The sequence below is a fragment of the Burkholderia oklahomensis C6786 genome (assembly GCF_000959365.1).
In the GTDB taxonomy this organism is placed as follows: Bacteria; Pseudomonadota; Gammaproteobacteria; order Burkholderiales; family Burkholderiaceae; genus Burkholderia; species Burkholderia oklahomensis.
In genome coordinates this window covers 1,051,627-1,076,856 of record NZ_CP009555.1, presented here as the reverse complement: position 1 = coordinate 1,076,856, position 25,230 = coordinate 1,051,627, and the positions used below count along the sequence as shown (strand labels likewise).

20 protein-coding genes are annotated in these 25,230 nt (G+C 66.9%); 18 read left to right on the top strand and 2 right to left on the bottom strand.

Going from position 1 to position 25,230, the window contains the following annotated elements:
• Positions 1–21: 21 nt before the first annotated feature.
• Both queF and ilvA read right to left on the bottom strand, forming a co-directional pair.
• On the bottom strand, positions 22–846 hold the full coding sequence (gene queF / locus BG90_RS04765; protein WP_010114004.1) for an NADPH-dependent 7-cyano-7-deazaguanine reductase QueF: 825 nt from the start codon (positions 844–846) through the stop codon (positions 22–24).
• Positions 847–865: 19 nt separating this feature from the next.
• Entirely contained in the window at positions 866–2,389 is a 1,524-nt protein-coding gene (gene ilvA, locus BG90_RS04760; RefSeq protein ID WP_038802476.1) for a threonine ammonia-lyase, biosynthetic, read from the bottom strand.
• Positions 2,390–3,042: 653 nt separating this feature from the next.
• Between ilvA and BG90_RS04755 the strand changes: the two genes are divergently transcribed.
• The 18 genes from BG90_RS04755 (at position 3,043) to BG90_RS04670 (ending at position 25,210) form a co-directional block, all read left to right on the top strand.
• Positions 3,043–7,062 (top strand): DUF3683 domain-containing protein, encoded by a 4,020-nt coding sequence (locus tag BG90_RS04755; protein ID WP_010114011.1) that lies wholly within the window; start codon positions 3,043–3,045, stop codon positions 7,060–7,062.
• Between the two features lie 34 nt (positions 7,063–7,096).
• Positions 7,097–7,540 carry an HIT family protein gene (locus tag BG90_RS04750; protein WP_010101718.1) on the top strand — a complete coding sequence of 148 codons (444 nt, stop codon included), beginning with the start codon at positions 7,097–7,099 and terminating at the stop codon, positions 7,538–7,540.
• A complete protein-coding gene (locus BG90_RS04745) occupies positions 7,537–7,950 on the top strand; it encodes a gamma-butyrobetaine hydroxylase family protein (RefSeq protein WP_010101719.1) in 414 nt (137 codons plus the stop codon). Before BG90_RS04750 ends, BG90_RS04745 begins: the two co-directional genes overlap by 4 nt.
• Positions 7,951–8,000: 50 nt before the next feature.
• Positions 8,001–8,732 carry a bifunctional demethylmenaquinone methyltransferase/2-methoxy-6-polyprenyl-1,4-benzoquinol methylase UbiE gene (gene ubiE, locus BG90_RS04740; RefSeq protein WP_010114017.1) on the top strand — a complete coding sequence of 244 codons (732 nt, stop codon included), beginning with the start codon at positions 8,001–8,003 and terminating at the stop codon, positions 8,730–8,732.
• A gap of 42 nt (positions 8,733–8,774) precedes the next feature.
• A complete protein-coding gene (locus BG90_RS04735) occupies positions 8,775–9,800 on the top strand; it encodes a Tim44 domain-containing protein (RefSeq protein ID WP_045568066.1) in 1,026 nt (341 codons plus the stop codon).
• Positions 9,801–9,907: 107 nt separating this feature from the next.
• The gene (locus BG90_RS04730; RefSeq protein ID WP_010101723.1) at positions 9,908–10,555 is read left to right on the top strand and encodes a ubiquinone biosynthesis accessory factor UbiJ; all 648 of its coding nucleotides are present in this window, start codon (positions 9,908–9,910) and stop codon (positions 10,553–10,555) included.
• Positions 10,556–10,567: 12 nt separating this feature from the next.
• Positions 10,568–12,145 carry a ubiquinone biosynthesis regulatory protein kinase UbiB gene (ubiB, locus tag BG90_RS04725; RefSeq protein WP_010114023.1) on the top strand — a complete coding sequence of 526 codons (1,578 nt, stop codon included), beginning with the start codon at positions 10,568–10,570 and terminating at the stop codon, positions 12,143–12,145.
• A gap of 69 nt (positions 12,146–12,214) precedes the next feature.
• The gene (locus tag BG90_RS04720; protein ID WP_010114025.1) at positions 12,215–12,907 is read left to right on the top strand and encodes a methyltransferase domain-containing protein; all 693 of its coding nucleotides are present in this window, start codon (positions 12,215–12,217) and stop codon (positions 12,905–12,907) included.
• Positions 12,908–13,007: 100 nt separating this feature from the next.
• Positions 13,008–13,343, top strand: a complete 336-nt coding sequence (locus BG90_RS04715) for an FmdB family zinc ribbon protein (protein WP_045568065.1) — start codon at positions 13,008–13,010, stop codon at positions 13,341–13,343.
• A gap of 67 nt (positions 13,344–13,410) precedes the next feature.
• On the top strand, positions 13,411–14,061 hold the full coding sequence (locus BG90_RS04710) for a DUF502 domain-containing protein (protein WP_010101729.1): 651 nt from the start codon (positions 13,411–13,413) through the stop codon (positions 14,059–14,061).
• A gap of 56 nt (positions 14,062–14,117) precedes the next feature.
• The gene (gene aspS / locus BG90_RS04705) at positions 14,118–15,920 is read left to right on the top strand and encodes an aspartate--tRNA ligase (protein WP_010101731.1); all 1,803 of its coding nucleotides are present in this window, start codon (positions 14,118–14,120) and stop codon (positions 15,918–15,920) included.
• A gap of 224 nt (positions 15,921–16,144) precedes the next feature.
• Complete coding sequence (nudB, locus tag BG90_RS04700; RefSeq protein ID WP_010114036.1) at positions 16,145–16,621, top strand: dihydroneopterin triphosphate diphosphatase; 477 nt, start codon at positions 16,145–16,147, stop codon at positions 16,619–16,621.
• On the top strand, positions 16,618–17,892 hold the full coding sequence (clsB, locus tag BG90_RS04695; protein ID WP_010114038.1) for a cardiolipin synthase ClsB: 1,275 nt from the start codon (positions 16,618–16,620) through the stop codon (positions 17,890–17,892). The genes nudB and clsB overlap by 4 nt, the downstream gene beginning before the upstream one ends.
• 188 nt (positions 17,893–18,080) lie before the next feature.
• Positions 18,081–18,680 carry a TetR/AcrR family transcriptional regulator gene (locus BG90_RS04690; protein ID WP_004189774.1) on the top strand — a complete coding sequence of 200 codons (600 nt, stop codon included), beginning with the start codon at positions 18,081–18,083 and terminating at the stop codon, positions 18,678–18,680.
• 56 nt (positions 18,681–18,736) lie between these two features.
• Positions 18,737–20,524 (top strand): acyl-CoA dehydrogenase C-terminal domain-containing protein, encoded by a 1,788-nt coding sequence (locus BG90_RS04685; protein WP_010101737.1) that lies wholly within the window; start codon positions 18,737–18,739, stop codon positions 20,522–20,524.
• Between the two features lie 115 nt (positions 20,525–20,639).
• Positions 20,640–23,075, top strand: coding sequence for a 3-hydroxyacyl-CoA dehydrogenase/enoyl-CoA hydratase family protein (locus BG90_RS04680; RefSeq protein ID WP_010114040.1), 2,436 nt, complete (start codon positions 20,640–20,642; stop codon positions 23,073–23,075).
• 75 nt (positions 23,076–23,150) lie between these two features.
• A complete protein-coding gene (locus tag BG90_RS04675) occupies positions 23,151–24,350 on the top strand; it encodes an acetyl-CoA C-acyltransferase (RefSeq protein ID WP_010101739.1) in 1,200 nt (399 codons plus the stop codon).
• Between the two features lie 95 nt (positions 24,351–24,445).
• Positions 24,446–25,210, top strand: coding sequence for an enoyl-CoA hydratase (locus BG90_RS04670; protein ID WP_025989660.1), 765 nt, complete (start codon positions 24,446–24,448; stop codon positions 25,208–25,210).
• Positions 25,211–25,230 lie beyond the last annotated feature (20 nt).

Sequence of the window (25,230 nt, the reverse complement as noted above, 5' to 3'; positions counted from 1 at the left end):
GCGGACGTCGCGCCGCGTACGTCACTGCCGCGCGGTGCGCGCGTTGTCCGGCATCGGCTGGTTGTAGTTCGTGCGGAACGGATTGATGTCGAGCCCGCCGCGGCGCGTGTAGCGCGCGTAGACGGCGAGCTTCACCGGCTTGCATTCGCGCAGGATGTCGATGAAGATCCGCTCGACGCACTGCTCGTGAAAGCCCGTGTGATTGCGAAACGAGATGATGTAGCGCAAGAGGCCCGCATGATCGATCGGCGCGCCGACGTAATGGATCTGCACGCTGCCCCAGTCGGGCTGGCCCGTCACAGGGCAGTTCGACTTCAGCAGATCGGTCACGAGCGTTTCCTCGATGGGCGCTTCCTCGTGCGATGCGGTGAGGAACGACGGATCGGGCTCGTAGACGTCGGCTTCGAGATCGAGGCGGTCGAGCGACAGCCCGTCGAGCTCTTCCATTCGCAGCTTGCGGAACTCGGCGGGCGTCGAGAGGCGCGCCGTCACGTTCGCGCCGCACGCGGCCGACACGTCGCGCTTGAGCGTGTCGCGCACCGCGTCGACCGATTCGAACGCGGTTTGCGCGAACGAGCCGAGATACAGCTTGAACGATTTCGATTCGACGATGTTCGGCGATTCGGCCGGCACGTAGAACGTCGCGATCGCGACTTGCGGCTTGCCGCGCGCGTTGAGCCACGACAGCTCGTACGCGTTCCAGATGTCGGTGCCGAAGAACGGCAGCTGCGCGCCGATGCCGATCTGCTCGCGCGCGCCCGCGCGCGGGATCGGAAACAGCAGCGACGCATCGTAGGCGCCCGAGTAGACGGTCGTCTTGCCGAGCGGGGAGTGTTCGGGGTTCATATCGTATGTGGATTCCGGTTTACGACAGGAAGAGACGATACGCGGGGTTGCCGCTTTCTTCCCAGAACGGATAGCCGAGCGCCGCGAGGAAGCGGTCGAATTCCGCGTTGTCCGCCTGCGGCACCTGCAGGCCGACGAGGATCGAGCTGTAGTCGGCGCCCTGGTTCCGATAGTGGAACAGGCTGATGTTCCAGTCGGGCGCCATCGACGACAGGAACTTCATCAGCGCGCCCGGCCGTTCGGGGAATTCGAAGCGGAACAGCCGCTCGTCGTGCGCGAGCGGCGAGCGGCCGCCGACCATGTAGCGGATGTGCTGCTTCGACAGCTCGTCGCCGGACAGATCGACGGTCGTGAAGCCGTGCGCGGCGAAGTTGCGCGAGATCTCGTCCGATTCGTCGCGCCGCTTGATCTGCACGCCGACGAAGATGTGCGCCGATTGCGCGTCGGCGATCCGGTAGTTGAACTCGGTCACGTTGCGCTCGCCGACGAGCGAGCAGAAGCGCCTGAAGCTGCCGCGCTCCTCGGGGATCGTCACCGCGAACACCGCCTCGCGTGCCTCGCCCACTTCCGCACGCTCGGCGACGAAGCGCATCCGGTCGAAGTTCATGTTCGCGCCGGACGTGATCGCGACGAGCGTCTCGCCCTCGATGCCTCCGCGCTCCGCATACAGCTTCGCGCCCGCGACCGCGAGCGAGCCGGCCGGCTCGAGCACGCTGCGGGTGTCCTGGAACACGTCCTTGATCGCCGCGCAGAGCGCGTCGGTGTCGACCGTCACGACGTCGTCGAGATACGCGGTGCAGAGCCGGAACGTCTCCTCGCCGACGAGCTTCACCGCGGTGCCGTCGGAGAAGAGGCCGACCTCGGGCAGCTCGACGCGCGCGCCCGCTTCGAGCGAGCGCTTCATCGCGCACGAATCGTCGGTCTGCACGCCGATCACCTTGATCTCCGGCCGCACCGCCTTTACGTACGCGGCGACGCCCGCCGCGAGCCCGCCGCCGCCGATCGGCACGAAGATCGCGTGGATCGGCCCCTGATGCTGGCGCAGGATCTCCATCGCGACCGTGCCCTGGCCCGCGATCACATACGGGTCGTCGAACGGATGGACGAACGTGAGGCCGCGCTCGGCCTGCACCTTTACCGCGTGCGCATAGGCGTCGCTGTACGATTCGCCCGCCTGGATCACCTCGACGGTCGGGCCGCCGTGCGTGCGCACCGCATCGACCTTCACCTGCGGCGTCGTCACCGGCACGACGATCACCGCCTTCACGTTCATCCGCGCGGCCGAGAACGCGACGCCCTGCGCGTGGTTGCCCGCCGACGCGGTGATCACGCCGCGCGCGAGCGCGTCGGCCGGGATGTGCGCCATCTTGTTGTATGCGCCGCGCAGCTTGAACGAGAACACCGGCTGGTTGTCCTCGCGCTTCAGATAGACGTGGTTGTGCAGCCGCGCGGACAGGTTGCGCGCGCGTTCGAGCTCGGTTTCGAGCGCGACGTCGTATACCCGGGCGGTCAGGATTTTCTTCAGATAATCGTGGGAAGCCATGTGAGGGCGCGAAAAGCGTGGATGCGGCGGAAAAGGGCAATGATAGCGCCAACCCTCGCCGTTTCGGCCTTAACCGAATGGTTACCGACCGTCCGGACGGCGAATCGAAGTCGGTCCGATCGCCGTCGGGATACTGAAAGACGGGCGCGCCGCGCGGTGCGGCCGGCCGCAAACGCCCGCCAATCGGGCGCCGCAGCCGGTCCGGCGGCCCATTCGACCGCCGCGCCGACGATTAACGCGTTCGTCCAACCTGGGTTAGAATTTCGTTTTGAATCAAGGATCGGAAGATGCAAAGGCAGTCTCGGATCGTCGTTTTGAAGCCGTCGCCGCGCGCAGCATGTCCCGCGGCGGAACGGCACGCGCGCCGCGCGCGATCGTGTTGACGGTACCGAGCGCCGCCAGGCCGTGTCGACCGGAGTTGCGCTTGTGCGCTGACTCCGGTCCCATGCGAAGCGGTCGATCCGGAGCCGCGCTTCAACGTTTTGTCGACCGGAGTTAGTGCTTCAGCGCTTACCCCGGTCCCATGCAGCGCACTCCGGTCACGTGCAAAGCAGTCACGGGCCTGGTAACAGAAGATTTCCCCAAAATCGCGCACCACGCGCCCGCCGGTTTCGCGCTCCTTCGCCGCGCGCCGGCCTCCGAATCGTCCGAACATGAACGCACCGCAAGTTTTCGATCCGCACGGCGCGGCAGCCGCCGTCGCCGCCGACCCCGCTCCGCGCCTGCGCGAAATTCCCTACAACTACACGTCGTTCTCCGATCGTGAGATCGTGATCCGGCTGCTCGGCGACGAAGCCTGGGCCGCGCTCGACGAACTGCGCGCCGAGCGCCGCACCGGCCGGTCGGCGCGGATGTTGTACGAAGTGCTGGGCGACATCTGGGTGGTGCGCCGCAATCCGTATCTGCAGGACGATCTGCTCGACAATCCGAAGCGCCGCGCGCTCCTGATCGAGGCGCTGAACCATCGGCTGTCCGAGATCGAGAAGCGCCGTCGCGCCGATCTGTCCGAGCACGGCGACGTGGCGGGCCGCGAGCGCTCCGCGCGCGTCGAGATGCTCGCGTCGGCCGCGCAGCGCGCGGTCGACGCGTTCGCGCGGGAATTCGAAAAGATGGCGGAGCTGCGCCGCCGCGCGACGAAGGTGCTCGGCCGCTGCACGCAGAAGGACAACATCCGCTTCGACGGCCTCGCGCGCGTGTCGCACGTGACGGACGCGACCGACTGGCGCGTCGAATATCCGTTCGTCGTGCTGACGCCCGACAACGAAGCGGAAATCGCGAACCTCGTGAAGGCCTGCTTCGAGCTCGGCCTGACCGTGATCCCGCGCGGCGGCGGCACGGGCTACACGGGCGGCGCGGTGCCGCTCACGCCGTTCTCGGCCGTCATCAACACCGAGAAGCTCGAGCAGCTCGGCGCGGTCGAGCTGACCGAGCTGCCGGGCGTCGCGCACAAGGTGCCGACGATCTTCTCCGGCGCGGGCGTCGTCACGCGCCGCGTGACCGAGGCGGCCGAGGCGGCCGGCTACGTGTTCGCGGTCGATCCGACGTCGCTCGACGCATCGTGCATCGGCGGCAACGTCGCGATGAACGCGGGCGGCAAGAAGGCGGTGCTGTGGGGCACCGCGCTCGACAATCTCGCGTGGTGGCGGATGGTCGATCCGGAAGGCAACTGGCTCGAAGTCACGCGCGTCGAGCACAACCTCGGCAAGATTCACGACATCCCGGTCGCGCGCTTCGAGCTCAAGTGGTTCGACGGCGCGCGCGCGCCGGGCGAGAAGCTCTTGCGCGCCGAGACGCTCGACATCGAAGGCCGGCGCTTCCGCAAGGAAGGTCTCGGCAAGGACGTGACCGACAAGTTCCTCGCGGGGCTGCCGGGCGTGCAGAAGGAAGGCTGCGACGGGCTCATCACGTCCGCGCGCTGGGTGCTGCACAAGATGCCCGCGCATACGCGCACTGTCTGCCTCGAATTCTTCGGCCAGGCGCGCGAGGCGATTCCGAGCATCGTCGAGATCAAGGACTACCTGTTCGAGACGTCGAAGCGGGGCGGCGCGATCCTGGCCGGCCTCGAGCACCTCGACGAGCGCTACCTGCGCGCGGTCGGCTACGCGACGAAGAGCAAGCGCAACGCGTTCCCGAAGATGGTGCTGATCGGCGACATCGTCGGCGACGATGCGGACGCGGTCGCGGCCGCGACGTCCGAAGTCGTCCGGATGGCGAACGGCAAGAGCGGCGAAGGCTTCGTCGCGGTGAGCGCGGAGGCGAGAAAGCGCTTCTGGCTCGACCGCAGCCGCACCGCCGCGATCGCGAAGCACACGAATGCGTTCAAGATCAATGAGGACGTCGTCATCCCGCTCGACCGGATGGGCGAGTATACGGACGGCATCGAGCGGATCAACATCGAACTGTCGATCAAGAACAAGCTGCAGCTCGTCGACGCGCTCGAAGCGTTCTTCGCCGCGGGCAACCTGCCGCTCGGCAAGAGCGACGACGCAAACGAGATCCCGAGCGCCGAGCTGCTCGAAGACCGCGTGCAGCAGGCGCTCGATCGGCTGAAGCACGTTCGCGCGCGCTGGGAATTCCTGCGCGACAAGCTCGACCTGCCGCTGCGCGAGGCGCAGCACTATCTCGTCGCGCTCGGCTACGAGGCGCTCGCGGAGAAATTCGCGGATCGCGTCGACGCGCAGCCGGACGCCACCGTGTTTCACATCGCGCAGGACCGCACGGTGCGCATCTCGTGGAAGCAGGAGATCCGCGCGGAACTGCGCGCGATCTTCAACGGCGGCGAATTCAAGCAGATCCTCGACGAGGCGCAGGCGATCCACAAGCAGGTGCTGCGCGGCCGCGTGTTCGTCGCGCTGCACATGCACGCGGGCGACGGCAACGTCCACACGAACATCCCGGTCAACTCCGACAACTACGAGATGCTGCAGGACGCGCACGCGGCCGTCGCGCGCATCATGAAGCTCGCGCGCTCGCTCGACGGCGTGATCTCCGGCGAGCACGGCATCGGCATCACGAAGCTCGAGTTCCTGACCGACGACGAGATCGCCGAATTCCGCGCGTACAAGCAGCGCGTCGATCCGCAGGGCCGCTTCAACAAGGGCAAGCTGCTCGAAGGCGCGGACCTGCGCAACGCGTACACGCCGAGCTTCGGCCTCATGGGCTACGAGTCGCTGATCATGCAGCAGTCCGACATCGGCGCGATCGCCGAATCGGTGAAGGACTGCCTGCGCTGCGGCAAGTGCAAGCCGGTGTGCGCGACGCACGTGCCGCGCGCGAACCTGCTGTACAGCCCGCGCAACAAGATCCTCGCGACGTCGCTGCTCGTCGAGGCGTTCCTGTACGAAGAGCAGACGCGCCGCGGCGTGTCGATCAAGCACTGGGACGAGTTCAACGACGTCGCCGATCACTGCACGGTCTGCCACAAGTGCGCGACGCCGTGTCCGGTGAAGATCGACTTCGGCGACGTGACGATGAACATGCGCAACCTGCTGCGCAAGATGGGCAAGAAGAAGTTCAACCCGGGCAGCGCGGCCGGCATGTTCTTCCTGAACGCGACGAATCCGCAGACGATCAACGCGACGCGCGCGGTGATGATGGGCCTCGGCTACAAGGCGCAGCGCTTCGCGAACGACGTGCTGAAGAAGGTCGCGCAGAAGCAGACCGCGCATCCGCCGTCGACGACCGGCAAGCGGCCCGTCGTCGAGCAGGTGATCCACTTCGTCAACAAGAAGATGCCGGGCAACCTGCCGAAGAAGACGGCGCGCGCGCTGCTCGACATCGAGGACGACAAGATCGTGCCGATCATCCGCGATCCGAAGACGACGACCGTCGATTCGGAAGCGGTGTTCTACTTCCCCGGCTGCGGCTCCGAGCGCCTGTTCTCGCAGGTCGGCCTCGCGACGCAGGCGATGCTGTGGGAAGCGGGCGTGCAGACGGTGCTGCCGCCGGGCTACCTGTGCTGCGGCTATCCGCAGCGCGGCTCGGGCCAGTACGACCGCGCCGAGCAGATCGTCACCGACAACCGCGTGCTGTTCCACCGGGTCGCGAACACGCTGAACTACCTCGACATCAAGACCGTGGTCGTGTCGTGCGGCACCTGTTACGACCAGCTCGCCGGCTACGAATTCGAGAAGATCTTCCCGGGCTGCCGGATCATCGACATCCACGAGTTCCTGCTCGAGAAGGGCTTGAGGCTCGACGGCGTGACGGGCACGCGCTACATGTATCACGACCCGTGCCACACGCCGATCAAGACGATGGATCCCGTCAAGCTCGTCAACGAGCTGATGGGCGCGCAGAACGACGGCTACAAGATCGAGAAGAACGACCGCTGCTGCGGCGAATCGGGCACGCTCGCCGTCGCGCGCCCGGACGTGTCGACCCAGGTCCGCTTCCGAAAGGAGGAAGAGATCAAGAAGGGCGCCGCCAAATTGCGTAACATTCCGGTAGTGTCGGGCAACGGGGCGAGCGGGCCGGCCGCCGGCGCGTCGGACGTGAAGATCCTGACGAGCTGCCCGGCGTGCCTGCAGGGCCTGTCGCGCTACAACGAGGATGCGGACATCGAAGCCGACTACATCGTCGTCGAGATCGCGCGCCACATGCTCGGCGAAAACTGGATGGCCGACTACGTCGCGCGCGCGAACAACGGCGGGATCGAGCGCGTGCTGGTGTAAGGTGACGAACGTTCCACCAGTGAAGGAATTGACGATGGATTGCGTATTCTGCCGCGAAGACGGCGGCGAGCTGCTCTGGAAGGACGACGCGGTGCGCGTCGTCCTCGCGACGACCGAAACCGACTACCCGGGATTCTGCCGGGTGATCTGGCACGCGCACGTCGCCGAATTTTCCGATCTGGCCGAAGCCGAGCGTGCGCATCTGATGCGGATCGTCTATGCGGTCGAGAAGGCGGTGCGGCGCGTGATGCAGCCGACGAAGGTGAATCTCGCGAGCCTCGGCAACCAGGTGCCGCACGTCCACTGGCACGTGATTCCGCGCTTCTCGAACGACGCGCATTTCCCGCAGCCGATCTGGGCGCCGCGCCAGCGGTCGGTGTCCGATGCGCTGCTGCGGCTGCGCGCCGCGCAGGCGACGCTCCTGCACAACGCGGTGCACGAGGAAGTCGAGCAGGCGGTGAGCGGAGGCCGGGCATGAGCGGCCAGACTTCGATGGCGCCCGTGCCGTCCGGCGTCGTCGTGCACGCGGTGTCGCGCGTGCTTGAACTGCAGTACCCGAACGGCGAAAGCTACCGGGTGCCGTTCGAGCTGATGCGCGTCTGTTCGCCGTCCGCGGAGGTGCGCGGCCACGGCCCGGGCCAGGAGACGCTGCAGACCGGCAAGCGCGACGTGACGATCACGGCGCTCGAGCCGGTCGGCAACTACGCGCTCAAGCCGACGTTCTCGGACGGCCATTCGACGGGCATCTACTCGTGGGACCTGCTGTACGAGCTCGCGACGCGGCAGGACGCGCTCTGGCGCGAATATTTCGACAAATTGAAGGCGGCGGGCGTCGAGCGCGACGCGCCAATGCCGGCGGACTCGCTACCGCGAGGCCACCACCACTGAACGACGGCGCCGGTTGCGGCGCCGTTTGCCATTGATAGAGGATCAACGCGATGAGCAAAACCCACTTCGGCTTTGAGACCGTCGAGGAAAACGAAAAAGCGAAGAAGGTCGCGGGGGTGTTTCACTCGGTCGCGGGCAACTACGATCTGATGAACGACCTGATGTCGGCGGGCATGCACCGCGCGTGGAAGGCGTTCACGATCGCGCAGGCGAACGTGCGGCCGGGCTTCAGGGTGCTCGACATCGCCGCCGGCACGGGCGACCTGACGAAGGCGTTCGCGAAGGCCGCCGGGCCGACGGGCGAGGTCTGGCACACCGACATCAACGAATCGATGCTGCGCGTCGGCCGCGATCGCCTGCTCGACAAGGGCGTCGTCACGCCGTCGCTGCTCTGCGACGCGGAGAAGCTGCCGTTCCCGGACAACTACTTCGACGTCGTCACCGTCGCGTTCGGCCTGCGCAACATGACGCACAAGGATGCCGCGCTCGCCGAGATGCGCCGCGTCTCGAAGCCGGGCGGCCGTGTGATGGTGCTCGAATTCTCGAAAGTCTGGGAGCCGCTGAAAAAAGCCTACGATCTTTATTCTTTCAAAGTATTACCGTGGCTTGGCGACAAGTTCGCGAAAGATGCCGACAGTTACCGATATCTTGCTGAATCTATCCGGATGCATCCGGATCAGGACACATTGAAGACGATGATGGAACAAGCTGGCTTGGACGCCGTCAAATATTACAATTTGTCAGGTGGCGTGGTAGCTTTACACGTGGGGACCAAGTATTAAGGGGTTCCATCCATACAATTTACTTTCAGCTTGGAGGCCGGGATGTTCGAATCGCGTTCGTCGTTTAACCGCAGTAGAGGGCCGAAGTCGTTGGCGCGGCGAATCGGCACGTTCCTGATGGTCGGTCTTCTCGCCGCCGGCACGTTTGCGTCGCTCGACGCCGAAGCGAAGCGCATGGGCGGCGGCCGCAGCGTCGGCCGCCAGTCGCAGACGCTGCAGCAGCGTCAGGCGACGCCGCCCGCGCAGCAGCCGATGCAGCAGGCGGCGCCCGCCCAGGCGCCGCGCCAGCAGCCGACGCCCGCCGCGCAGCCGAACCGCTCGCGCTGGCTCGGCCCGATCGCCGGTCTCGCAGCGGGCCTCGGCATTGCGGCGCTGCTGTCGCACCTGGGGCTCGGCGGCGCGTTCGCCAGCATGATGGCCAACGTCATCGTGATCGCGCTTCTCGCGATGGCCGGCATCTGGCTCGTCCGCAAATTCATGAACCGGCGCGGCGCGCAGCAGCAGCCTGCCTACGCGGGCGGCCAGCCGTCGCAGAGCCGCGGCGGCTACGGCCAGGACGCGGGCGTTCCGCGCCAGGCGGCGTCGAATGACGCGTTCCCGGGCTCGGGCAGCGCGTATGCGGGCGAAGCGCAGCGCATGTTCGGCGGCGCGGCCGCCGCGACGACGGCTGCGGCCGCCGCCGCGGCGCCAGCGGTGCCGGCCGGCTTCGATACCGAAGCGTTCCTGCGCAATGCAAAGGTCTACTTCGTGCGACTGCAGGCCGCGTGGGACGAGGGCAACCTCGCCGACATCCGCGAGTTCACGACGCCGGAGATGTTCGCCGAAGTGAAGATCGACCTCGACGGTCGTGGCGCGGGCGCGAACCAGACGGACGTCGTGCAGCTCGACGCCGAGCTGCTCGCGGTCGAGGATCGCGGCGGCGAGCACTTCGCGAGCGTGCGCTTCCACGGCCTCATCCGCGAAGCGCAGGGCGCGTCGGCCGAGCCGTTCGAAGAGGTGTGGAACCTGTCGAAGTCGGGCAGCCAGGGGTGGCTCCTCGCGGGCATCCAGCAGGTGAGCACGCACTGACGGAAGTCGTGCGGCCCGTCGCGCCTCGCGAGGCCGCGGCCGAACCGACGTTACAATGGAAGCCCGCGCAGGCGCCCTGCCTGCGCGGGCTTTTCATTGCCAGCCAGATGACCCTTGCCGCCAAGCCTTTTGCCGCCGCCGTCAACCACCTGCTCGCCCGCGAATCCTGGGCGCGCGACCGTCTGATTCCCTATGCCGGCAAGACCGCCCGGCTCGACATCCCGCCCGTGACGCTCGTGTTGCTCGTGCAGCCGGACGGCTACCTGGCCGCCGTCGACGCACACGACGCGCGTCAGTTCGACGTGTCGATCGCGCTGTCGGGCGGCGACAAGGGCGGCCCGTTCGACGCGGCGACCGCGTTCCTGCAGGGCGGGCAGGCAGCCGTGATGAAGCACGTGAAGATCGACGGCGATGCGGAGTTCGCGACGCAGATCGCGAAGCTCGCCGAGCACCTGCGCTGGGAGCCGGAGGAGGATCTCGCGAAGATCGTCGGCGACGCGGCCGCGCACCGGATCGCGACTTTCGTGCGTTCGACGGGCGAGCACGCGCGCCGCACCGGCCGCAACGTGCTCGATTCGATCGCCGAATACTGGCTCGACGAGAACCCGCAGGTCGTGCGCAAGAGCGTGCTCGCCGATTTCGACGCGGAGCTCGCTCGGGCCCGCGACGCGCTCGCGCGCGTCGAGAAGCGGATCGAGCGACTGGAACAAAAAATCGACGCGCGCGCGGGCGGCAGCTCGCGACGCGCGCAGTGAGGGCCGCGAGGCATGCGCATTTTCCGTTTCGTCAAAATCGTCTTTACCGTCATCCGCTTCGGCCTCGACGAGGTGATGCTGTCGCGCATCGAAAACCCTCGCGTGAAGTTCCTGCTGCGCATCACGACGATCGGCCGTCGCTTCGCCGATCCGCCCGCGGTGCGGCTGCGCCGCGCGCTCGAAAGCCTGGGGCCGATCTTCGTGAAGTTCGGCCAGGTGCTGTCGACGCGGCGCGATCTGCTGCCCGTCGATTTCGCGAACGAGCTCGCGAAGCTGCAGGACCAGGTGCCGCCGTTCGATTCGGCCGTCGCGATCGGGCTCGTCGAGAAGGCGCTCGGCGCGCGCATCGACCAGCTGTTCGACGAGTTCGAGCGCGAGCCGGTCGCGAGCGCGTCGATCGCGCAGGTGCACTTCGCGAAGCTCAAGCAGGGCGAGCACGCGGGCAAGGCGGTCGCGGTCAAGGTGCTGCGGCCCAACATGCTGCCCGTCATCGATTCCGACCTCGCGCTGATGCGCGACATCGCGATCTGGGCCGAGCGCCTGTGGGCGGACGGCCGGCGGCTGAAGCCGCGCGAGGTGGTCGCCGAATTCGACAAATACCTGCACGACGAACTCGATCTGATGCGCGAGGCGGCGAACGGCAGCCAGCTGCGCCGCAACTTCGCGGGGCTCGATTTGCTGCTCGTGCCGGAAATGTTCTGGGATTACTCGACGTCGAGCGTGCTCGTGATGGAGCGGATGGAGGGCGTGCCGATCAGCCAGATCGACACGCTGCGCGCGGCGGGCGTCGACATTCCGAAGCTCGCGCGCGAAGGCGTCGAGATCTTCTTCACGCAGGTGTTCCGCGACGGCTTCTTCCACGCGGACATGCATCCGGGCAACATCCAGGTGAGCCTCGACCCGAAGCACTTCGGGCGCTACATCGCGCTCGACTTCGGGATCGTCGGCGCGCTGTCCGATTTCGACAAGAACTACCTCGCGCAGAACTTCCTCGCGTTCTTCAAGCGCGACTACCACCGCGTCGCGACGCTGCACCTCGAATCGGGCTGGGTGCCGCCCGATACGCGCGTCGAGGAGCTCGAAAGCGCGATTCGCGCGGTCTGCGAACCGTACTTCGACCGCGCGCTGAAGGACATTTCGCTCGGCCAGGTGCTGATGCGGCTCTTCTCGACGTCGCGCCGCTTCAACGTCGAAATCCAGCCGCAGCTCGTGCTCCTGCAGAAGACGATGCTGAACGTCGAGGGGCTCGGCCGCTCGCTCGATCCGGATCTCGACCTGTGGAAGACCGCGAAGCCGTATCTCGAGCGCTGGATGACCGAGCAGATCGGGCTGCGCGGCTGGTACGAGCGTTTGAAGGTCGAGGCGCCGCAGTGGAGCAAGACGCTGCCGCAGCTCCCGCGCCTCGTTCATCAGGCGCTCACCGCCCATCACGAAACGCCGCGCGCGATCAGCGACGATCTCGTCCGGCAGATCCTGGTCGAGCAGAAGCGGACCAACCGGCTGCTGCAGGCGCTTCTCGTGTTCGGGCTCGCGGTCGGCGCGGGCGCGGTGATCGCGCGGGTGCTGATCGTCATCGCGTACGGCGGCTGAGCGCGCGGTGCAGATGCTGGATTCGGACATGCGCCGTCCACGGGCGGCGCGGGAAAGGCGGGCAACGATATGACGAGCGAAACGAAGAAACCCGATGCCGCCGCGCAGGCGGCCGGCGACGCGAGCCCGACGGCTCCGGCTGACGGAGCTGCGCCGGTCGCACCGCCTGCCGCGAACTTCGCGTCGCGCGATCCGGGCGACGCGTCGTTCTGGGACGAGCGCTTCGAGCAGGGTCACATCCCGTGGGACAGCGCGCGCGTGCCCGATGCGTTCGCCGCGTTTGCCGCGCGGCGCGCGCCGTGTCCGGTGCTGATTCCCGGCTGCGGCAGCGCATACGAAGCGCATTGGCTTGCGCGCGCCGGCTGGCCGGTGCGGGCGATCGACTTTTCCGCGCAGGCGGTCGCCGCCGCGCGCCGCCAATTGGGCGAAGACGCCGCGCTCGTCGAGCAGGCCGACTTCTTCACGTACGCGCCGCCCTTCGTCCCGCAGTGGATCTACGAGCGCGCGTTCCTGTGCGCGATCCCGCCGAGCCGCCGCGCCGACTACGCGCGGCGGATGGCCGAGCTGCTGCCGCCGGGCGGCTTTCTCGCGGGTTTCTTCTATGTGGGCGCGACGCCGAAGGGCCCGCCGTTCGGCATCGAACGCGCGGACCTCGATGCGCTTCTTTCTCCGCACTTCGAGCTCGTCGAGGACGCGCCCGTCGCCGATTCGCTGCCTGTATTCGCCGGGCGCGAGCGCTGGCTCGCGTGGCGCCGCTCGTAGCGGCCCGCCCGCGGAGGCGGGGGATAGCGGCCGCCTTTCGGCTATAATTCAAAGCTTTGCAAGCTTTTTATACCGGTTATTGTTTCTGCGGGAAAATACCATGCCGATCTACGCCTATCGTTGCGAAGCGTGCGGTCACGCGAAGGATGTGCTTCAGAAAATGAGCGACGCGCCGCTGTCGCAGTGCCCGGAATGCGGGAAGGACGCTTTTCGCAAGCAGGTCACGGCGGCCGGATTCCAGTTGAAGGGCTCGGGCTGGTATGTGACCGATTTCCGCGGCGGCTCGAGCGGCGCGAGCGCGCCGGCGAGTGCGTCGGCCGCGAACGGCGACCAGGCGGGCGGCGAGAAGGCGAGCGCGCCCGCCGCGGCGGACAGCTCGGCGAGCGCGCCGGCAGCGCCCGCGCCTGCCGCCGCCGCGCCCGCGAGCAGCACTTGATCGCCGCGCCGCCCGTATCGGCGGCGCGTCCTGCGCTTAAGGTCCCGGCGCGATTTTTCGACGGCAGATGATGAAAAAGACGACCCTCAAATCGGTGTTTCTGACGGGACTCCTGGTTCTCGTTCCGCTCGCGATCACGCTGTGGGTCCTCGGGCTCATCATCGGCACGATGGATCAGACGCTGCTCCTCTTGCCCGAATCGTGGCAGCCGGAGCGGCTGCTCGGCTTCCGCCTGCCGGGGATCGGCGCGGTGCTGACGCTCGCGTTCATCTTCGTCGTCGGGCTCGCGACGCAGAACTTCATCGGCCAGAAGCTCGTCACCTGGTGGAACGCGGTCGTGCGGCACATTCCGGTCGTCGGGCCGATCTACACGAGCGTGAAGCAGGTGTCCGACACGCTCTTGTCGAGCAGCGGCAATGCGTTCCGCAAGGCGCTCCTGATCGAGTATCCGCGCCGCGGCTCCTATACGATCGCGTTCCTGACCGGCACGCCGGGCGGCGACGTGGTCAATCACCTGAAGGAAGAGCACGTGAGCGTCTACGTGCCGACGACGCCGAATCCGACGTCCGGCTTCTTCCTGATGGTGCCGAAAAGCGAGGTCGTCGAGCTCGACATGTCGGTCGACGCCGCGCTCAAGTACATCGTCTCGATGGGCGTCGTCGCGCCCCCGGCGCCCGTCGCCGCGCCCGCGCGCCGTCCCGTCGAGCCGCCGCTGTAATGCCCGGGAGAGAGTGCGGCTCTTCCCGTTGATCACTACGAAAGAAAGCAAACATCATGTCGATGCGAACTGAATACTGCGGTCTCGTGACCGAACACCTGCTGGGCCAGACGGTGTCGCTGTGCGGCTGGGTCCACCGTCGCCGCGATCACGGCGGCGTGATCTTCATCGACCTGCGCGATCGCGAAGGTCTCGTGCAGGTGGTGTGCGATCCGGACCGCGCCGAGATGTTCGCTGCCGCCGAGGGCGTGCGCAACGAGTTCTGCATCCAGATCAAGGGCCTCGTGCGCGGCCGTCCGGAGGGCACGATCAACGCCGGCCTGAAGAGCGGCAAGATCGAAGTGCTGTGCCACGAACTGAACGTGCTGAACGCGTCGGTCACGCCGCCGTTCCAGCTCGACGACGACAACCTGTCGGAAACCACGCGCCTCACGCATCGCGTGCTCGACCTGCGCCGTCCGCAGATGCAGCACAACCTGCGCCTGCGCTACCGCGTCGCGATCGAGGCGCGCAAGTACCTCGACGAGCAGGGCTTCATCGACATCGAGACGCCGATGCTGACGAAGAGCACGCCGGAAGGCGCGCGCGATTACCTCGTGCCGTCGCGCGTGAACGCCGGCCAGTTCTTCGCGCTGCCGCAGTCGCCGCAGCTCTTCAAGCAGCTGCTGATGGTCGCGAACTTCGACCGCTACTACCAGATCACGAAGTGCTTCCGCGACGAGGACCTGCGCGCCGACCGCCAGCCGGAATTCACGCAGATCGACTGCGAGACGTCGTTCCTCGGCGAGCAGGAAATCCGCGATCTGTTCGAGGACATGATCCGTCACATCTTCAAGACGACGATCGACGTCGAGCTGGCCGCGAAATTCCCGGTGATGCCGCATTCGGAAGCGATGGCGCGCTTCGGCTCGGACAAGCCGGACCTGCGCGTGAAGCTCGAGTTCACCGAGCTCACCGACGCGATGAAGGACGTCGACTTCAAGGTGTTCAGCACGCCGGCCAACACGAAGGACGGCCGTGTCGCGGCGCTGCGCGTGCCGAAGGGCGCCGAGCTCACGCGCGGCGACATCGACGGCTACACCGAGTTCGTGCGCATTTACGGCGCGAAGGGCCTCGCGTGGATCAAGGTCAACGAGAAGGCGAAGGGCCGCGACGGCCTGCAAAGCCCGATCGTGAAGAACCTGCACGACGCGTCGATCGCGGCGATCCTCGAGCGCACGGGCGCGGAAGACGGCGACATCATCTTCTTCGCGGCCGACCGCGCGAAGGTCGTCAACGACAGCCTGGGCGCGCTGCGCCTGAAGATCGGCCACTCGGAGTTCGGCAAGGCGAACGGCCTCGTCGAAGCGGGCTGGAAGCCGCTGTGGGTCGTCGATTTCCCGATGTTCGAATACGACGACGAAGACGCGCGCTACGTCGCCGCGCATCACCCGTTCACGAGCCCGAAGGACGAGCATCTCGAGTACCTCGAGACCGACCCGGGCCGCTGCCTTGCGAAGGCATACGACATGGTGCTGAACGGCTGGGAAATCGGCGGCGGCTCGGTGCGTATCCACCGCGAGGACGTGCAGAGCAAGGTGTTCCGCGCGCTGAAGATCGGGGCGGAAGAGGCGCAGGCGAAGTTCGGCTTCCTGCTCGACGCGCTGCAATACGGCGCGCCGCCGCACGGCGGGATCGCGTTCGGCCTCGATCGCATCGTCACGATGATGGCGGGCGCCGATTCGATCCGCGACGTGATCGCGTTCCCGAAGACGCAGCGTGCGCAGTGTCTGCTGACGCAGGCGCCGAGTCCCGTCGACGAGCGCCAGCTGCGCGAGCTGCACATCCGCTTGCGCCAGCCGGAGCAGCCGAAGGCGTAACGGTCGCCCGCGCGCCGGCCGCGGCCGATCCTCGACCGTCGTGGATCGGCCGGCGATCGGCGCGGCCGATGACCCCGGCCGCAACCGGCCGGAGCCGGGAGCAATCGCAGAAATGGGCGCGCGATGCGCCCTTTTCGTTTTTTGCGGTACAGTCAGCCCCATGGTTTTTTTGACGGTGCCGCGCTGTCCGCCGCGTCGAGCGGGCTGGCGCCGATGACATCCCGATGACGAAACCGCCGAAAATCCCCGAATCCGTCCTCGTCGTAATCCATACGCCCGCGCTCGACGTGCTCGTCATCAAGCGTGCCGATCAGCCCGACTTCTGGCAGTCCGTGACGGGCTCGAAGGACGCGCTCGACGAGCCGATCGAGCAGGTTGCCGCGCGCGAAGTCGCCGAAGAGACGGGCATCGTCGTCGGCAGCCCCGGCATTCCGCCGAGCGCGCTTGTCGATTGGCATCACGCGATCGAATACACGATCTACCCGCAGTACCTGCACCGCTATGCGCCCGGCGTCACGCGCAACATCGAGCACTGGTTCGGCCTCGAGGTGCCGGGCCGCATCGACGTGACACTGTCGCCGCGCGAGCACACCGCCTATTTGTGGCTGCCTTACCGCGAAGCGGCCGCGCGCTGCTACTCGCCGTCGAACGCCGAGGCGATCCTGCAACTGCCCGAACGCGTCGCATCGCGCGCCGCATGAGCGGCAAGACCCGGCACCGTCTCGCGCAGCTGCGGCAGATGTTCCTGCAGGAGCGCGGCTCCGCGTCGCGGCTCGCGTTCACGTCCGGCAACGCGGTGCGGCTTTGCGACGGCGGCGCCGCGTTCTTCCCGGCGCTGATCGAGCGGATCGACGCCGCCCGCGAGCGCGTCGCGCTCGAAACCTACATCTTCTGCGACGACGCGGTGGGGCGCGCGGTCTCCGATGCGCTGATCCGCGCGGCCGCGCGCGGCGTCCACGTGCGGGTCATCACCGATGGGATCGGCACCGAGCGCCTGCCGCTCTTCGACGCGTGGCCGGACGCGGGCATCGAGCACCGGATCTACAATCCCTATCTGTTCGGCCGCTTCGGCTTCTCGCGCACGCACCGCAAGCTCGCGGTCGTCGACGACGCGTACGCGTTCTGCGGCGGCATCAACATCGTCGACGATTTCGAGCAGAGCGGCGAGCGCCTGCCGTATCCGCGCTGGGATTTCGCGGTCGAACTGCACGGGCCCGCCGTCGCCGACGTGCGCGCCGCATTCGAGGTGCAGTGGCACCGGATCGCCGCCGGCCACAAGAGCTACGCGGAGTTCGTGCCGCACGGCGTCGACAGTCCCGCGTTCGCCGCGCGCTTTCGCCGCTGGATGCGCAGCCACCGGTGGGTGAAGGCGGGCGCGCTGCGTAACGTGACCGAGCCGAGCGTCGCGTTCGTCGCGCGCGACAACGTCGTGAACCGCCGTGCGATCGAAAAGGCGTATCTCGCCGCGATCGGCCGCGCGCGCCAGTCGATCCTGCTCGCCAACCCTTACTTCATGCCCGGGCGCAAGCTGCGCCGCGCGCTCGCGGGCGCCGCGCGCCGCGGCGTCGACGTGCGGATCCTGATCGGCCGCAACGAGTTCGCGTCGCTCGATATGGCGGTGCCGTTCCTATATCATGCGTTGCTGCGCTCCGGGGTGCGCGTCGCCGAGTACGACAAGACAATGCTGCACGGCAAGGTCGCGGTGATCGACGATCATTGGGCGACCGTCGGCTCGTCTAATCTGGACGCGCTGAGCCTGATGCTGAACAATGAGGCGAACGTCGTGCTCGTGCGGCATCGCGACGAGACCGCCGCGCTGCGCGATGCGATCTCCGCCGCGTTCGCGGACGGCCGCGAGATCGACGCCGCGCTCTACGCGGCGCGACCGGCCGTCGAGCGGTTCCTGAACTGGTTCGCGTACACCGCGTACCGGGGGGCGATGAAGCTCCTGACAGTCGGCGGATACGACTAAGCATTCGCTTACACACGCCGCGCGCCACGGCCTGCACAGGGCCTCCTCCAAAGGCGCGCGACCCTGCAAAATAGCGGGGACGGTTAGAAACCGATTTCTAATAATTTCCTTGTTTCGCCGACGGCCGCACTCAATAATAGTACGGCCGTTCGATTTTATTCGGTCACCTTGAACGGTTATTAAAAGCTATGCGAAAAGGCGAACAGACGCGTGCCGCGATACTCGAAGCAGCATTGGACCTTGCCAGCCGTGACGGGCTCGAGGGTCTGACGATCGGCCTATTGGCCGAGCGCATGCAGATGAGCAAGAGCGGCGTGTTCGCGCACTTCGGATCGCGCGACGATTTGCAGGTCGAGGTCGTGCGAGAGTACCACCATCGTTTCGAGAACGAGGTGTTTTTTCCGAGCCTGCGCGAGCCGCGCGGTCTGCCGCGCTTGCGGGCGATGCTCGCGCGCTGGATCGAGAAGCGCATCCAGGAAGTGACGACGGGGTGCATCTACATCAGCGGCGCCGTCGAATACGACGACCGTCCGGACAGCGCGGTGCGCGAGCAGCTGATCGCGAGCGTGAAAGCTTGGCGCGCCGCGCTGCTGCGCGCCATTTCGCAGGCGAAGGAAGAGGGGCATCTGCGTCCGGATACGGACCCGAACCTGATGCTCTTCGAGTTGTACAGCTTCACGCTCGGTCTGCATCACGACGCACGCTTCCTGCATCAGCCGGACGCCGTGCGTCTCACGTGGGCCGCGCTTGAAAAGACGATTGTTTCGTACCAGAGCGAGAGCCGTTAGCGGCGGCGCGACCGCCGCCGGGAGCTCGAGCCGATTGCCTTATCTTGGAGAGAGTCATGGGACAGTACGCCGCGCCGTTGCGCGACATGCAATTCGTGTTGCACGAGCTTCTGAACGTCGAAGCCGAGGTCAAGCAGATGCCCAAGCACGCTGATCTCGACGCCGACACGATCAACCAGGTGCTCGAGGAAGCGGGCAAGTTCTGCTCGGAGGTGCTCTTCCCGCTCAACCAGGTCGGCGACCGTGAAGGCTGCACGTATGTCGGCGACGGCGTCGTGACGACGCCGACGGGCTTCAAGGAAGCGTATCAGCAGTACGTCGAGGCCGGCTGGCCGGCGCTCGGCTGCGATCCGGACTACGGCGGCCAGGGGCTGCCCGCGTTCGTCAACAACGCACTCTACGAAATGCTGAACTCGGCGAACCAGGCGTGGACGATGTATCCGGGCCTGTCGCACGGCGCATACGAATGCCTGCACGCGCACGGCGCGCCCGAGCTGCAGAAAGTCTATCTGCCGAAGCTCGTCGCGGGCGAATGGACGGGCACGATGTGCCTGACCGAGCCGCACTGCGGCACCGACCTCGGCATCCTGCGCACGAAGGCCGAGCCGAACGGCGACGGCTCGTACTCGATCAGCGGCACCAAGATCTTCATCTCGAGCGGCGAACACGACTTCTCGAAGAACATCGTCCACCTCGTGCTCGCGCGCCTGCCGGACGCGCCGAAGGGCACGAAGGGCATCTCCCTCTTCATCGTGCCGAAGTTCATCCCCGACGCGTCGGGCGAGCCGGGCGAGCGCAACGGCGTCAAGTGCGGCTCGATCGAGCACAAGATGGGCATCCACGGCAACGCGACCTGCGTGATGAACCTCGACAACGCGAAGGGCTGGATGATCGGCGAGCCGAACAAGGGCTTGAACGCGATGTTCGTGATGATGAACGCCGCGCGTCTCGGCGTCGGCATGCAAGGTCTCGGCCTCACCGAAGTCGCGTACCAGAACTCGCTCACGTATGCGAAGGAGCGCCTGCAGATGCGCTCGCTGACGGGCCCGAAGGCGCCGGACAAGCCGGCCGACCCGATCATCGTCCACCCGGACGTGCGCCGCATGCTGCTCACGCAGAAGGCGTACGCGGAAGGCGCGCGCGCGTTCACGTACTGGTCGGCGCTGCAGATCGACAAGGCGCTGTCGCACGCCGACGAAGCGGTGCGCAAGGAAGCGGAGGATCTCGTCGCGCTCCTCACGCCGATCATCAAGGCGTTCCTGACCGACAACGCGTTCGAGTGCACGAACCACGCGATGCAGATCTACGGCGGCCACGGCTTCATCTCCGAGTGGGGCATGGAGCAGTACGTGCGCGACGCGCGGATCAACATGATCTATGAAGGAACCAACTCGGTTCAGGCGCTCGACCTGCTCGGCCGCAAGGTGCTGGGCGACATGGGTGCGAAGCTGAAGAAGTTCGGCAAGATCGTCACCGAGTTCGTCGAAGCAGAAGGCGTGAAGCCCGAGATGTCCGAATTCGTCGCGCCGCTCGCCGACATCGGCGAAAAGGTGCAGAAGCTGACGATGGAAATCGGCATGAAGGCGATGCAGAACCCGGACGAAGTGGGCGCCGCGGCCGTGCCGTATCTGCGCACCGTCGGTCACCTGGTGTTCTCGTACTTCTGGGCGCGGATGGCGCGCATCGCGCTCGACAAGGAAGCGTCGGGCGATCCGTTCTACAAGTCGAAGCTCGCGACCGCGCGCTTCTACTTCGCGCGCCTCTTGCCCGAAACGGCGGCGTCGATCCGTCTCGCGCGCGCCGGCGGGAAGACGATGATGGAAGTCGACGAAGCGCTGTTCTAACGCGACCGCCGGGCGGCGTGCGACGCACGTCGCCCGAACGACCGATTCTTAGCACTCACACGCCGCGCCCGCGTCCATACGAACGGCGACGCGCGGCTCAATCCGGAGGAGTCCCGTGAGCAATTTCAACATTCGCAAGGTCGCCGTGCTGGGCGCCGGCGTGATGGGCGCGCAGATCGCCGCGCATCTCGTCAACGCGCGCGTGCCGGTGCTGCTGTTCGATCTACCCGCCAAGGAAGGTCCGAAGAACGGCATCGCGCTGAAGGCGATCGAGAACCTGAAGAAGCTGTCGCCCGCGCCGTTCGGCGTGAAGGACGACGCGAAGTACCTCGAACCCGCGAACTACGACGACGACATCGCGAAGCTCGCCGAATGCGACCTCGTGATCGAAGCGATCGCCGAGCGGATGGACTGGAAGCACGACCTGTACAAGAAGGTCGCGCCGCACATCGCTTCGCACGCGATCTTCGCGACCAACACGTCGGGCCTGTCGATCACGGCGCTGTCCGACGGCTTCGCCGACGAGCTGAAGGCGCGCTTCTGCGGCGTGCACTTCTTCAACCCGCCGCGCTACATGCACTTGGTCGAGCTGATCCCGACCGCGCACACGCGCGGCGAGATCGTCGACCAGCTCGAGACGTTCCTGACGAGCGTCGTCGGCAAGGGCGTCGTGCGCGCGAAGGACACGCCGAACTTCATCGCGAACCGCGTCGGCATCTTCTCGATTCTCGCCGTGATCACCGAGGCCGAGAAGTTCGGCCTGCGCTTCGACGAGGTCGACGACCTGACGGGCAGCCGCCTCGGCCGCGCGAAGTCGGCGACGTTCCGCACGGCGGACGTGGTCGGCCTCGACACGATGGCGCACGTGATCAAGACGATGCAGGACAACCTCGCCGACGATCCGTTCTTCCCGGTCTACAAGACGCCCGCCGTGCTCGCGAAGCTCGTCGAGCAGGGCGCGCTCGGCCAGAAGACGGGCGGCGGCTTCTACAAGAAGGAAGGCAAGGCGATCAAGGTGCTCGACGCGAAGACGGGCGCCTACGTCGACTCCGGCGCGAAGGCGGACGAGACCGTCGGCCGCATCCTGAAGCGCCCGTCCGCGGAGCGCCTGAAGCTCTTGCGCGAGACGGAGCATCCGCACGCGCAGTTCCTGTGGTCGATTTTCCGTGACGTGTTCCACTACATCGCGCTCCACCTCGAGTCGATCGCCGACAACGCGCGCGACGTCGACCTTGCGATACGCTGGGGCTTCGCCTGGAACGAAGGTCCGTTCGAAGGCTGGCAGGCCGCGGGCTGGAAGCAGGTCGCCGAGTGGGTGCAGGAAGACATCGCGGCCGGCAAGGCACTCGCGAACGTGCCGCTGCCCGCGTGGGTGTTCGAAGGCGTCGTCGCCGAGCAGGGCGGCGTGCACACGGCCGAAGGCTCGTGGTCGCCCGCGACGAAGCGCTTCGTGCCGCGCTCGACGCTCGCCGTCTACGACCAGCAGGTGTTCCGTGCGCCGGTCCTGGGCGAAGCGGGCCGCGATCCGAAGGCGTTCGGCAAGACGCTGTTCGAGACCGACTCGGTGCGCGCATGGGTCGACGACCGTGCGGGCGAGGACGACGTCGTGATCGTGTCGTTCAAGTCGAAGATGAACACGATCGGCCCGAGCGTGATCGACGGCCTCGTGCAGGCGATCGAGCTCGCGGAGAAGGACTACAAGGGCGTCGTGATCTGGCAGCCGACGTCGCTCAAGCTCGGCAACCCGGGCGGCCCGTTCTCCGCCGGCGCGAACCTCGAAGAGGCGATGCCCGCGTTCATGATGGGCGGCGCGAAGGGCATCGAGCCGTTCGTGAAGAAGTTCCAGGAAGGCATGCTGCGCGTCAAGTACGCGAACGTGCCGGTCGTCGCGGCGGTGTCGGGCCTCGCGCTCGGCGGCGGTTGCGAGCTGATGCTGCATAGCGCGAAGCGCGTCGTGCACGTCGAGAGCTACATCGGTCTCGTCGAAGTCGGCGTCGGCCTCGTGCCGGCGGGCGGCGGCCTGAAGGAAGCGGCGCTGCGCGCGGCGGACGCGGCGACGGCGGCGGGCCTGACGAGCGAGCTGCTCAAGTTCCTGACGAAGTCGTTCGAGAACGCGGCGATGGCGAAGGTGTCGATGTCCGCGCACGAAGCGCGTGCGATGGGCTACGTGAAGCCGTCGGACACGATCGTGTTCAACGTGTTCGAACTGCTCGACATCGCGAAGAAGGAAGCGCGCGGCCTCGCGGCGGCGGGCTACCGCGCGCCGCTGAAGGCAAAGGAAATCCCGGTGGCCGGCCGCTCGGCGATCGCCACGATCAAGGCGCAGCTCGTCAACATGCGCGACGGCCGCTTCATCAGCGACCACGATTTCCTGATCGCGAGCCGCATCGCCGAGGTGGTCTGCGGCGGCGACGTCGAAGCCGGCAGCACGGTCGACGAGGAATGGCTGCTCGCGCTGGAGCGTCGTGCGTTCGTCGAGCTGCTCGGCACGCAGAAGACGCAGGAACGGATCATGGGCATGTTGCAGACCGGCAAGCCGGTTCGCAACTGATCGAGCCGAGCGGACAACTTTGCATGGGACTGGAGTAAGCGCTGAAGCGCTAACTCCAGTCGACAGGAGCCAGAAATGAGCAAACAGTTGCAAGACGCATACATCGTCGCCGCGAGCCGCACGCCGATCGGCAAGGCGCCCCGCGGCGCATTCAAGAACACGCGCCCGGACGAGCTGCTCGTCCACGCGATCAAGTCGGCGATCGCGCAGGTGCCGGAATTCGACACGAAGCTGATCGAAGACGCGATCGTCGGCTGCGCGATTCCCGAGGCCGAGCAGGGCCTGAACGTCGCACGGATGGGCGCGCTGCTCGCGGGCCTGCCGAACACGGTCGGCGGCGTGACGGTGAACCGTTTCTGCGCGTCGGGCATCACCGCGCTCGCGATGGCGGCGGACCGCATTCGCGTCGGCGAATCGGACGCGCTCCTCGCGGCCGGCGTCGAATCGATGAGCATGGTGCCGATGATGGGCAACAAGCCGTCGATGTCGCCGCACATCTTCGATCGCAACGAAGACGTCGGCATCGCGTACGGGATGGGCCTGACCGCCGAGCGCGTCGCCGAGCAGTGGAAGGTGAGCCGCGAAGACCAGGATGCGTTCTCGGTCGAGTCGCACAAGAAGGCGCTCGCCGCGCAACAGGCGGGCGAATTCAAGGACGAGATCGCGCCGTACGCGATCATCGAGCGCTTCCCGAATCTCGCGACGGGCGAGATCGAGACGAAGACGCGCGAGATCGCGATCGACGAAGGCCCGCGTGCGGACACGTCGCTCGAGGGCCTCGCGAAGCTGCGCGCGGTGTTCGCGAACAAGGGCTCGGTGACGGCGGGCAACAGCTCGCAGACGTCGGACGGCTCGGGCGCGCTCCTCGTCGTGTCGGAGAAGGTGCTCAAGCAGTTCAACCTGACGCCGCTCGCGCGCTTCGTCAGCTTCGCCGTGCGCGGCGTGCCGCCGGAGATCATGGGCATCGGCCCGAAGGAAGCGATTCCGGCCGCGCTGAAGGCGGCGGGCCTGAAGCAGGACGATCTCGACTGGATCGAGCTGAACGAGGCGTTCGCCGCGCAGTCGCTCGCCGTGATCCGCGATCTCGGCCTCGATCCGTCGAAGGTCAACCCGATCGGCGGCGCGATCGCGCTCGGCCACCCGCTCGGCGCGACGGGCGCGATCCGCGCGGCGACCGTCGTGCACGGCCTGCGCCGCCGCAACCTGAAGTACGGGATGGTGACGATGTGCGTCGGGACCGGCATGGGTGCGGCAGGCATCATCGAGCGGCTCTGATCGGAGCGCGCGACGCATGACGACGGTGCGCGGGCGGCCAGCTCGCGCACCGTTTTTTTGTTTATCGAATGTAAACAGCCATGGAGACGGCCCAGATGGATATCCAGATCGAAAACGCAGGCGGCGTGCTGACGATCACGCTCGCGCGCCCCGCGAAAAAGAACGCGATCACCGCGGCGATGTACCAGACGATGGCCGATGCGCTCGCGGCGGCGCAGGACGACAAGTCGGTGCGCGCGATCGTGATTCGCGGCAGCGACGGCAACTTCAGCGCGGGCAACGATCTCGACGACTTCATGAAGGCGCCGCCGAACGACGAAAACGCACCCGTGTTCCAGTTCCTGCGCCAGATCGCGAGCGCGCAGAAGCCGATCGTCGCGGCGGTCTCGGGCGTCGCGGTCGGCATCGGCGTGACGATGCTGCTGCACTGCGATCTCGTCTACGCGGCCGACACCGCGCAGCTCTCGCTGCCGTTCGTGCAGCTCGGCCTGTGTCCCGAGGCGGCGTCGAGCCTGCTGCTGCCGCGTCTTGCCGGCCATCAGGTCGCGGCCGAGAAGCTCCTCCTCGGCGAGCCGTTCGACGCGCTCGAAGCGCACCGGATCGGCCTCGTGAACCGCGTGCTGCCCGCCGCGGATCTCGACGCGTTCGCCGCGGAGCAGGCGGCGAAGCTCGTCGCGCTGCCGGCGTCGTCGCTGCGCGCGACGAAGGCGTTCCTCAAGAAGGAGGGCGGCGCGGACGTCGCCGCGCGGATGTCGGAAGAAGGCGACCAGTTCGGCAGGATGCTGCGCTCGCCCGAAGTGCGCGAAGCGATCACCGCGTTCTTCGAGAAGCGCAAGCCGGACTTCCGGCAGTTCGACTGAACGCGAACGCGGCGGCTTGG